The sequence below is a fragment of the Planomicrobium sp. MB-3u-38 genome (assembly GCF_002836425.1).
Classification (GTDB): domain Bacteria; phylum Bacillota; class Bacilli; order Bacillales_A; family Planococcaceae; genus Planococcus; species Planococcus okeanokoites.
Genome location: NZ_PJBO01000048.1, coordinates 160835 through 172358, shown reverse-complemented (window position 1 = coordinate 172358; position 11524 = coordinate 160835). Strand labels below are relative to the sequence as shown.

The window sequence follows — 11524 nt, the reverse complement described above, 5'->3', positions numbered from 1 at the left end:
CAGTTGAACAAGAGATGGAGACTCTAAAACAAGTTGTTCAAACCAATACTTTTTTTGAAGTTGACTTAAGTTAAATTCGATTTTCTGATCTTTAGAAAGAAAACTATATTTTATTCTCCCGAAAATTGACTTTAAAATCTCCCAGAGACTTTCTGCACCCACATCTATTACCATTCTTGTTCACCATTTTCTATTTATTTTACTTAAGTCTGAATGTAACTTAATTCACAATAAGTTACATTCAACATCTTTGAGAAAACACCTTTCAAGATTGAATTGCAGTTGCAAGCCTGAAAGAGTCATTAAGCTCTTAAGTCAATGTCCGATGTCTATTAAGCCAGAATCGTCCTGGAATTTTAGCCTTTACATAAACCCAGCTTATGTATCCTAGAAATGTCCCCGCCGTATTTGCTATCAGATCATCTATGTCTACGGCCCTTCCGGTTGGAACCATAAACTGCAATCCTTCAATAATCAATGAAAAGCACAAACCCATAACTGTAACCTTTAGCCAAAGCTTACTTTTTACTTGAAATAATCTTGCGGATAGAAAAAAACCAAAAGGTATAAACAGCAACGCATTCAACGTAAGGTTTCGCATAGCAACCGTTAAATCGGCCGAATGAAATAATGCATTATATATGCCAATAAAAGGCGTTAGATTAACAATACTCGGCATTCCACGAGCACCGCCGATCCATACGGTCACCATCAAAATTCCTAGCATGCTAGCCGCAAGCAGTAGGTTAACAATTATTCTGCTGGATAACCCATTTCGTCGCCGAGCAACAAAATAAACAAGGACACTTCCTATCATGACAATCAGAAGAAATGGAATCACCGCGTCTCCCAGCATTCGCCATAACTGAACCAATTAAAAACACTCCTTTCAAAAATTGTTGTAATTGAATGTAACTTATCTGCACTTAAGTTACATTCAGATCCCACTTCCCATTGATTCTAGTTACTGCACATTATTTAAATTAAACTGTATTCTTCAAAGTCCAAGAACAATTGAATAAGGCTATTAAATAAAGCCCGCTGCGCTGGATTACGCCAATCTTCTTCTACATCTGCCATCAGCCACATCACTTCATCGAGAAAAACATGGTCCAGTGCTTTCGGCCAATTCGCTTTCTCCTCATGCGATAAGTTTACGGATTCCCCATATCCAGTTAGAAACAGGTGCCATTGCTTTTTTGTAAACGTTCGGTCGGGTGCAGAGGCAAGTTCATTATGGAACAGCAATAGGACGAGTGCCAAATCAAATATTCGGGGAACCCATCCAGCATTATCCGGATCAATCAAATAAGGCTGAGGCGTATAAACAAGATTATTCGCTTTGAAATCGTGCGGTGTTGCGACAAACAACAAACCGGCTTGCTTCAGCTCCTCTTGTTGACGAACCGCTTGCAGAAGCCGGTCTTCTAATTTCGGATTCATTGTAATGCCGTGAGAAGCTGCATTCTGTTCAATGTGCTGGAAGCTCTCTTTCACTTCCACTTCCGTGAAATCGAATACATTGTATATATCCAATGCATATTCATTATCAGCTGGGGATAATGCGTGGATTCGTCCAAGTAATCTTCCTGCTTCTACGATTTCTCTATCCTGCCCGGTATAAGGAATTCCTTGAACAAAAGGATAAACGACGTAGGTTTCTTCATCCATCGTCCTTGGATTTTCTAATTGAATTTTTGCCGGAGTGACCACATCAACACCTTGTTCGTTTAATACTCTTGTATATCTCATGAGACGATTTGCTTTTTCGATTGGATGCTGCGTTTTTTTGACGATAAAGTCGCCTTCAGGTCGTTTCATCCGGTACACTGGCGAAAACGGATAGATGCTGACTGGCTCTTCTTCAACTTCAAAGCCAAAATTCTTTACGATTGTTTTAGCCTTCATTTAATTCTGCCTACTTTCTGTTTGATCTCCTTTATCCGGACCGTTTCCATCGTCTATCTAATCTAAATATGTATATGGTTATATTACCAATAATTAGAAAATTTAAAAACGGTTATTTTTATAAGTTCGTATGTAATTTAAAAACCGTTCGTAAAAGTACACTTTTACGAACGCCCCAACATCCTCTATAAACCCACAAAAAGAACGTTCGTAAATGTACCAAAACACTTTACGAACGTTCGCCGCATACTTTACACCTTTACGAACGGTTTTCCACAAAGAAAAAAAGCCCCGAAGGACTTTTTTTGTCTGGACTCTACCGCTTTTCTTAATAGTACCAGCTGCCAACGATCGGATAGCTGAAGTGCTGGTCGTTCAAGGCAGTGATGATGCCGAGAATTGGGACTATCACACCGATAAGACCGAACACGATCAGCATTGGAATACCAATCAGTATGACGGTGAGCAAGCCTGAAGCGAACAGGAGCGCTCCGAGTACTATCTGGAACAGCAAAGCCTGGATGGATAGGCGTTTTACATCTTTGTCTTCAGAAATTAGAAACACGATAAACGGCACAAGGAACGGAGCAAAAAACGCACTGGCGTGGACGAGGACTTTTAATCCTTTGGTTTCCATTATTCATTACCTCCAGTAATGTTGGTTCTTATACTCCTTAATACGGATGAAAGGCCGTCAGGTTTCAAAATTAATGGCTGATTCGCAAAATAACTTTGCCGAATTGCTTGGCGTCTTTCAAGTAATCGAATGCCTGCTGTGCTTCGTTGAGTTCGAAAACTTTACCGACAATGGGATGCATCTTGTATTGGTCAAGGTGATTGATCATTTCACGCAATTCGTCGCGGCTGCCCATGGTCGAACCAAATAATTGATATTGGCCATAGAAGAATTTCCGCAGATCGAAATCGACGACGTCATCTGTTGTCGCACCAAAAATGACAATTCGGCCGCCTTTTTTCAGGACATCGAGTGTGCGGTTGAAAGTCGCTGCACCGACGCTGTCGATGGCAAGATCAATTGTTTCATTTTCCAATTCCTTAACCCAGTCACTGTCGGTTGCGATGGCCAGGTCCGCTCCAATTTCTTTGGCATGGGCCAGCTTCTCTTCGCTTCTCGAAGTGACGATCACGCGGGCTCCGATATTTTTCGCAAACTGGATCAGAAATGTGGCAACACCGCTCCCCGCTCCCGGGATGAATAGCGTATCACCCTTTTTGACTTCTCCTTTTGTAAACAAAGCACGGTAGCCGGTCAAAGCCGGCAGCGCAAGGCCACCCGCTTCTTCCCATGTAAGATGATGCGGTTTTTTTTCAACCTGTTCTGCAGATAAAGCGATTTTTTCCGCAAATGTTCCGTGGTCGGGCATGCCCAGAATATCGAATTCCGCAGGAGGAGCATCACTATTTGCAAACCAGCGGAGCGCAGGATTGATGATGACTTCATCGCCGACTTCAACGTTCGACACACCTTCTCCCACCGCTTCCACAACACCTGCCCCGTCCGATCCGATAATCAGCGGCTCCGGCTTATTGCCGTGGCGGTTCACCAGGTTCAAATCGCGGCGGTTGATGCCCGCGGTTTTCAACGCGACGAGCACCTCACCTTTTTTCGTTTCCGGTTCCGGCATATCTGTTATCTTCAGTTCTCCTTGTTCAATCACAAATGCTTTCACGCTATTCCTCCTTGCTCAAAGTTTTCGCTGAACATTTTCAATTGATCCATGCTGATGATGTCCTGTGAAAATAACGGGATGAAAATCAGCTGTTGTTTCGGGAATGTTTCCCGGATCAGTTCCATGTATTTCTTTTCGTGCTTCTTGCGTTCCATCAAAAAGTCGCCATCCGCTTCTTCCGGCAGGACTTTATTGATGATCAGCGTCTTTACATGCAAATGGTATTGATGCAGCAATTCCAGCGCTTTTTTCGTCTCCAGGATCGGTAACCGTTCCGGGTTCAACACGAAGATAAAACCGGTTTCCTCTTCATTCAATAAAATATCGCGCGCTTTTGAAAAACGCTCCTGGCGCTCGCGCAGCACATCATAAATCGGATCTTCACGCGGTTCGCCGTCATTTAACAGCGCGGAATAGTTTTCGTTCGTCTTGCGCCGCTTATCGAGCAGCCCTTCAATCCAGACTCCCATCAATTCCGGCAATGTCAGAAGACGGATCGTGTGGCCGGTCGGTGCTGTATCAAACACCAGTTTATCGAAGTTCTGGCGCTCTTCCAGAATGATGTGGATCAGCTTATCAAACAGCGCCGCTTCGTCGGCGCCGGGAGAAGCTTTCGCTGTATCAAGCTGACGGTTCACTTCTTCCATCATGCTCGTGTGAACGGTCCCTTTGATATTCTCTTTTACACCTTTGATGTACTTCTCTGTTTCGATTTCCGGATCAATTTCAAGTGCATAGAGATTTTTAGCGATTTCTTTCGTATTGCCGCCGATTTTCTGGTTGAAGATGTCCCCGACGTTATGGGCGGGGTCTGTTGAAATCAGCAAAGTTTTAAAGCCGCTGTCTGCGGATTTCGAGGCGATGGCGGCGGCCGACGTAGATTTGCCGACGCCGCCTTTGCCTCCGACAAAGATGATGCTTTTCGATAAAACGTCCATTCCTTAACCTCTTTTCATTGAAATTAGCAGCAGCGGATTCCGGAAAGCGGTGATTTTTCCATGCCCATGCGTAAATGCCAGTCATGGAATTCTTCGATCATATAAGGATACAGTTCAAGCGTGTAATAATAGGCGGGATTCGGAATACCCAGCATTTCCGAGTATAGCATCAGCAGGAACAAATCGTCTTCTGCCCGCAGTTCCCGCGCGATTTCCGTTTTATGCGGATGTTCGAGCACCGCTTCATACCATTTGATCAACCTTTTCAAGTTATCGGTGATCGGCATTTCAACACCTCTTTTCCAGTAAAGAATATGTATGCAACTGGACAATAAAAATGGAAGGGATCACATCAAGTATGATCCCTTCTCCATGATTATTCTATTTTTTCGTTTCCGAGCAGTTTTGAATTGTCTTTACTTGCGAGCACCTGTATCGCTGTAATGATGATCCATAACGCGAAGACGAAAATGATGGCTCCGAATACGAACAGCAGCATATTAGGAGCTGCAGCGTACCATGCCCATTGCAGGAATACCTGCTGGAACATCGCCCAAAGCGTCATGAACATCAGGAATATCATTGGCACAATGGTGATGACGTAGCTGCGCCCTAGCTGTCTCAGCCATATGGAGATGAGCAGCAAGCTGATGCCAGCCAACAGCTGGTTCGAGGTACCGAATAACGGCCACAGCAGATACCCGCCTGAACCGAAACCGTTCGGCCCTTCCGGAATCAGCACAAGTGCAGCACTCGCTACAACTGCGATTGTTGTCGCAACGTGTTTTTTCTCCAAAGATGGGATATTGTACTCGACTCCCAGTTCTGAAATGATGTAACGCATCAAGCGGACAGATGTATCAAGCGTAGTCGCCGCAAAAGATACGACGATGACAGATACGATTGTTGCAGCGATGGCAGAAGGGATCATCAACCCCGTAGCCAACTGGGACGCACCTTGGATAAACGAGCCAAGACCGGAACCGCTCGAAGCAGCGAAACTGCTGTAAGTAGCCAGGAATGCTTCGCGGTTAGGGAAAAATGTGATAACGGCGATGATTGAAATCAATGCCAGAATACCTTCCCCGACAGCCCCAAGGTAACCAACGAAACGTGCATCCGTTTCCTTATCAAGCTGTTTGGAAGAAGTTCCCGAAGATACGAGTCCGTGGAAACCGGAAATCGCACCACATGCAATCGTGATAAACAGCAGCGGGAACCAGGAAACGTCGGTCACCGTGTTCGTCATCGGTGCTGTGATTTCAGGATTTGTGAACAATAAGCCAAGATAAAGGATTCCCAGACCGACGATCAATTGATGGGAGTTGATGAAATCACGCGGCTGGAGCAATTTCCATACCGGCAAAGTTGAAGCGATGTAAACATAAATCATTAAGACGATGATCCAGATAAAGAAGGCGGTGGAAATCGCGCCGAGACCGAATAATCCGGCTCCCTCTTCTCCGCCCATGTAACGGACAAGGTCAATCTGAAGGAATTCATATTGACTTGAGAAAATGGCGGCGCCATACATTACTGCCAGAGCAATCAGCGAAGGCACAAGCATTTTCGTATTTCGCTTGTAAACTGCGTAACCGATCCAGACAGCAAGCGGAATCTGGATGAATACCGGAATGACACTTGCCGGGAATGAAATGAATAAGTTTGCGATAACCCAGGCAAATACGGCATTAACCATCAGAACAAGAATCAGAATGATGAAAAGGAATAGGACTTTGCCGCGCTGTCCGATCAAGCGGTGCGCAAGTGTGCCGACAGACTGGCCTTTATTTCTTACAGAAAGGACGAGTGTACCGAAATCGTGGACACCTGCAGCGAATACTGTTCCCAGCACTACCCATAATACAGCTGGGAGCCAGCCCCAGTACACAGCGATCGCCGGTCCCAGAATCGGTGCGGCTCCGGCAACGGATGTAAAATGATGTCCCCATAAGACGAATTTATTGGTTGGAACGAAATCGACGCCATCCTTGAATTTATGGGCCGGCGTTACGTAATTCGGATCCAGGCGGAAAATTTTCTCTGCTACAAATTTAGAATAAAAGCGGTAACCTAAAGCAAAGATAAAAAGTCCAATGGCCGCGAGTGCAATAGCATTCAAATCTCTCAACTCCCTCTTCTTTTTAAATTCAGCAAGCGCTTTCACGCTTGCCACTTAATCATATTCTAATAAAAAAATTTTGTAAATGTTCTGTCTATTTAATTTTCAGTTAATTATTTACACCTTTTTCATAAAGCTTCAATTTCGTATAGACCGTTTCGAGAACCGGGACTGCAACTTTCAATTCCTTTGCACGTTCCAGCAGATACCCCTGCAGATGATCCGCTTCAATCGGCAGCGATTTCTCGGCATCACGCTGCATCGAAGATTTCATCCCATCACCCAAGCTGTTGATTTTCTCGAGCAGCTTACTGGATATCCCTTGCTCGATCGGAGCTCCGAATTTCGCCATCACTTCTTCCAGTTCTTTCAGCAACGCTGCAATGGTGCGCTGGCCGGATTCCAGTTCGCGGATCGGTCCGATCGGCTCTTCAAACAAAGTCGTGATGCCCGACATCGTCGTGATGAACAAATATTTATGCCACATCTCCTGGTTAATGTTATCGCTCAGGATAAATTCAGCTTTCGTTCCTTCGAAAGATTGTTTCAAGCGTTCGATTCTGTCGCTTTGTTCACCGCTCCGTTCTCCGTAAACCAGCTGATTCAACGGACTGGTCTGGACAATCGTCCCGTTTTCACCGAGAGTCGCTTCCACAAAGCACAGACCGCCAATGACCGACTGCTCACCGAAAGCTTCGGTCAATTGATCGATATGGGAGATGCCGTTCAATAACGGCAGCACCATCGTTTCGTCTCCGACAAACGGCAGTACATCTTGAATAGCCCCTGCCAGCTGGTAGGATTTCGTCGACAGCAATACCACGTCATACGCTGCCGGCTCACTGTCTTTGGTGATCAAGTTGGGTGTGAGGAGGCAGTCGCCATTCACACTTTCTATTTTCAAACCAGTTGATTCGAGTTCTTCTTTTCGTCTGTCCCGAACCAAAAATGTGACGTCTTCCCCTTTTTCAAGAAGGCGCCCACCGAAATAACCGCCAATGGCACCGGCACCGACAATGAGTATTTTCATAATTATTGCCTCCTTCAGAATTACGTGCAGCAAAACTCTCACCTTAAGTTAGAGATGAGAGTTTCATTGCGTCTGTTATGGCTTGAGAACCAGTTTTCCAATTGTCTTGCGGCTCTGCAGCAATCGATGAACGTCAGCTGCATCAGCTAGTGGATAGCTGCCCCCGATTGTCAGTTTCAACTCGCCGCTTGCCATATAACCGAGCAGCTCCTGCAAACTCTTTTGGAACAGCTCCGGTTTTCGCATGATCTGCGGCAGGAAAAAGCCGATTACCGACTGGTTTTTTCTCATCAATTGCCCTGGATGGAATTGCGCCTGTTCACCGCTGGCAGCGCCGAAAATGACGAGACGCCCGAATGGCGCCAGGCATTTCAATGTTTTGTTGAATACTTCGCCGCCGACCATTTCAAGCGCCAGGTCGACCCCTTTGTTATCGGTGATGCTCTTCACTTCTTCGACCCAATCTTCTTTTGTGTAATCGACAAGATGAGTCGCGCCTAACGCTTTCGCGTGCTCCAGCTTTTCCGCTGAGCTGGCTGTGGCGATAATTTTTCCTGCACCGAATAATTTCGCCAGTTGAACGGCAATCGCTCCGACACCGCCTGCAGCGGCATGGATCAATACCGTTTCCCCTTTTTCGAGGCGGCCCATCGTCGTCAAGACATGATAGGCACTCAAACCCTGCAGCGGCAGTGCAACCGCTTGTTCAAAATCTACTTCACCCGGAATCGGAATGAGTGTATTCGCGTCGATTGTTACAAAATCAGCATAGGCACCGGATTCGATCAGCGCTGACACGCGCATCCCCGCTTCGAACCTTTTGACCTTGCTGCCCGTTGCCACAATTACACCGGCTGCTTCTGAACCAGGAATGTATGGTAACGGCGTCGGCACCACGTATTGCCCTTCGCGGCGCGCCGTATCCGCGTAGTTGACACCAATCGCCTTCACTTCAACCAGCACTTCATTGTCGGCTGGCTCCGGACGTTCCGCTTCTGTGTATTGCAGAACTTCAGGTCCGCCGTATTGTTCGAATTTAATTACTTTCATCCATTCTTCCCCCCTTAACTTATATACTGCTCCGCTTCGAGAACAGCCGCCGCGATATGTCGTTTGGTTGCATTGCTTTGTTCCGCGTGAAGGCGGCTGAGTTCGTTGCTGACAAGCGCCATGCTGTCTTTTAATGCGCGGCCGCTTGAAATTCCCTGCATCATTTTACGAGCAGACATTTCAACCGTCAGCAAAGCTTCGTCGAGCAGTGCTTTAGTCAATTCGACTTTCAGCGTCTCTTTTTCTTCGCCATTTTTGGCAAGCGCTTTTTGGGTCCGCAATACCGCGGATTCTGCCGCATACAGCTGGATGCCGATGTCCGCCAGCTTCATCAATGTTTCCTGCTGTTCCGCCAGACCTTCTCCGAAAGTTTCAAAGGCCATGCCTGCAGCAAGCAGGAAAACTCGGCGGATGGCGAGCACGGCTTCTATTTCCCGGGAAATAATACCGATGGAACCGACTTTCGGGTTGTTCATTTCGGCGACTGCCTGTGCGATATACTCCCCTAACGGCAGAGTTCCTTTGCCCGCCTGTTTTAATAATCCACCTGGTATCAACAGGCGGTTCACTTCGTTGGTGCCTTCAAAAATGCGGTTGATCCGTGAATCCCGGTACATCTGCTCCACTTTGTATTCTTTGATATAGCCGTAGCCGCCGTGCAGCTGCAGCGCTTCATCCGCTACAAAGTCGAGCGTTTCTGAACCGTGCACTTTGCAGACTGCGCATTCAGTGGCATATTCCATCAGGCGTTTTGCAATCAGCGCATGGTCTTCACTGTCATAAAGTCCGCCAAGTGCATCTTCCAGATAACCGGCGGTGCGGTATTGCAGCGATTCTGATTCGAAGATGCGGACCGCCATCAACGCCAATTTCTCCTGGGTTGCCGGAAACTCCGAGATCGCTTTGCCGAATTGTTTCCGTTCTTTCGTATAGGCAGCTGCCAGGTGCAGCCCGTATTTCGCAGCGCCCATACAGGCAGAGCCCAAATTGAAGCGGCCAAGATTCAGGACATTCAAAGCGATGACATGCCCTTTGCCGATTGCACCCAGCAGGTTTTCCACCGGCACTTCGCAATTATCGAAGCTCACTGTGCGCGTCGAAGAACCTTTGATGCCCATCTTCGCTTCTTCGGCTCCCAGAGACAACCCCGGGAAATCTTTTTCCACGATAAAAGCAGTAAAGGCCTTGCCATCCACTTTTGCATAAACAATGAACGTATCTGAAAATGCCGCATTTGTGATGAACATTTTACTGCCGTTCAGTAAATAATGCGTTCCTGCTTCGTTCAACACTGCCGTCGTCCGGGCAGAAAGCGCATCCGATCCCGCTTCCGGTTCAGTCAGGCAATAAGCTCCGATGAATTCACCTGATGCCAGCTTTGGCAAATAATATTCTTTCTGCGCCGGCGTGCCGAAATACGTAATCGGCAAAGTCGCAATGCAAGTATGATTCGAATGGGCGACGCCATAGCCGCCAGCTGACCCGAGGTTTTCCCCGACAATGCCTTTGCTGATTTTATCGAGGCCGAGTCCGCCATATTTTTCCGGCACACTATGTGCCAACAACCCGAGTTCACCCGCTTTTTGCATGAGTTCCCTTACCAGTTCGAAATCCTGCTGCTCGATCCTTTCATTATTCGGGCGTATTTCCTTTTCCAAAAACCGTTTGGCCGTTTTGCCGATCAGCAGATGCTCATCACTCACATCTTCGGGTGTAAAAACCGCTTCTGCCCCTGAAGGCTGGTAAAGAAAACCTGCGCCAGGATAATTCAATGTTTCATTGGTCATGTACTACCGTCTCCTTCACTAGATGTTTTTCGAGCACATCGCGAAGATGATCCGGAATCTTTTCTGATTTCTGTGCTTTAAAGTCATAATAGACGGCACTCGCTTCGCCTTTTGCGATCAACTCGCCATTTTCCGCATCTTCAATCCGGTGGACAATTGTGAAGCTCGACCGTCCGATTCTCTGGACTTCAGAAACCACTTTCAGTTTTTGATTGTAATATCCCTGCCGCACAAAATCGCATTTAGCGGAAGCCATGATGACTTTCCAATCCTCCAGATCTGCTCCGAATCCCAGTTCAACAAAAAAATCGGTACGCGCTTCCTCCAGATAGATAAAATAACTGATGTTGCTGATATGTCCGAGTGCATCGGTTTCACAAAAACGCACTTTCACGTTCGTTTCGTAGGCCATTTCTATATCTCACCCTCCGTTACGCATATTGATCCCATCCAGAATAATGCTGCTGTATTGTTCAGCAAGTTCATCTGCCGTCAGTTCGCCGGCTGTATTGAACCATTGATAGGTCCAATTGGTCATCCCCAATACCGCGAGTGCTGTTATATCCGGCTGCAATTGCTGCTTGAATTCACCTTTTTTCTCACCTTCCCGAATAACTTCTTCTATATTAAGGCGGAATTGCTCGCGTCTCTTTTTGATTTCCGCTGCATTGTCATCTGCCAGATGGCGCATTTCACGGAAAAACACTTTGCCGCTGTCCCCGTTTTTCGCAATATCCGAAATCAGCAAGTGGATGATCTCTTTCAGCTTGGCGTTTTGGCTTTCACCACTGTCGATGATTTTTTGCTGGCGCTGCAATAGGTCGTCGATATACTCTTTATGAATTTCCATCAACAGCTGTTCTTTGCTGCTGTAATAATAGTAGAACGTGCCTTTTGTGACATTCAGCGCTTCCACGATATCCTGGATTGACGTTTCACTGAAGCCCTTTTTCTCGAAAAAGATGATGCTCTGCTCTTTGATCCTGTCTTTCATTGCC

General features: G+C 46.5%; 12 protein-coding genes. All 12 read right to left on the bottom strand.

The genetic code is table 11. The features are described from left to right. Positions 1 to 310: 310 nt before the first annotated feature. Complete coding sequence (locus CXF70_RS10145) at positions 311 to 874, bottom strand: VanZ family protein (protein ID WP_101802545.1); 564 nt, start codon at positions 872 to 874, stop codon at positions 311 to 313. 104 nt (positions 875 to 978) lie between these two features. Next, on the bottom strand, positions 979 to 1908 hold the full coding sequence (locus CXF70_RS10140) for an aminoglycoside phosphotransferase family protein (protein WP_101802544.1): 930 nt from the start codon (positions 1906 to 1908) through the stop codon (positions 979 to 981). 328 nt (positions 1909 to 2236) lie between these two features. Then, positions 2237 to 2545 carry a DUF4870 domain-containing protein gene (locus tag CXF70_RS10135; RefSeq protein ID WP_084243196.1) on the bottom strand — a complete coding sequence of 103 codons (309 nt, stop codon included), beginning with the start codon at positions 2543 to 2545 and terminating at the stop codon, positions 2237 to 2239. Between the two features lie 70 nt (positions 2546 to 2615). Beyond that, on the bottom strand, positions 2616 to 3599 hold the full coding sequence (locus CXF70_RS10130; protein ID WP_101802543.1) for a zinc-binding dehydrogenase: 984 nt from the start codon (positions 3597 to 3599) through the stop codon (positions 2616 to 2618). Further along, positions 3596 to 4537, bottom strand: a complete 942-nt coding sequence (locus CXF70_RS10125; protein WP_101802542.1) for an ArsA family ATPase — start codon at positions 4535 to 4537, stop codon at positions 3596 to 3598. The genes CXF70_RS10130 and CXF70_RS10125 overlap by 4 nt, the downstream gene beginning before the upstream one ends. A 23-nt stretch (positions 4538 to 4560) precedes the next feature. Next, entirely contained in the window at positions 4561 to 4824 is a 264-nt protein-coding gene (locus CXF70_RS10120) for a cory-CC-star protein (protein ID WP_071152079.1), read from the bottom strand. Between the two features lie 89 nt (positions 4825 to 4913). Further along, entirely contained in the window at positions 4914 to 6659 is a 1746-nt protein-coding gene (locus CXF70_RS10115; protein WP_101802561.1) for a carbon starvation CstA family protein, read from the bottom strand. A gap of 109 nt (positions 6660 to 6768) precedes the next feature. Further along, positions 6769 to 7689, bottom strand: coding sequence for a ketopantoate reductase family protein (locus tag CXF70_RS10110; RefSeq protein WP_101802541.1), 921 nt, complete (start codon positions 7687 to 7689; stop codon positions 6769 to 6771). 75 nt (positions 7690 to 7764) lie between these two features. Beyond that, on the bottom strand, positions 7765 to 8739 hold the full coding sequence (locus CXF70_RS10105; protein ID WP_101802540.1) for a quinone oxidoreductase family protein: 975 nt from the start codon (positions 8737 to 8739) through the stop codon (positions 7765 to 7767). Positions 8740 to 8753: 14 nt separating this feature from the next. Continuing rightward, positions 8754 to 10526, bottom strand: coding sequence for an acyl-CoA dehydrogenase family protein (locus CXF70_RS10100; protein ID WP_101802539.1), 1773 nt, complete (start codon positions 10524 to 10526; stop codon positions 8754 to 8756). Continuing rightward, a complete protein-coding gene (locus tag CXF70_RS10095) occupies positions 10516 to 10938 on the bottom strand; it encodes an acyl-CoA thioesterase (RefSeq protein WP_084243203.1) in 423 nt (140 codons plus the stop codon). Before CXF70_RS10095 ends, CXF70_RS10100 begins: the two co-directional genes overlap by 11 nt. 9 nt (positions 10939 to 10947) lie before the next feature. Further along, positions 10948 to 11520: a TetR/AcrR family transcriptional regulator gene (locus CXF70_RS10090; protein WP_101802538.1), complete on the bottom strand. Its 573-nt coding sequence runs from the start codon at positions 11518 to 11520 to the stop codon at positions 10948 to 10950. Positions 11521 to 11524: the final 4 nt, after the last annotated feature.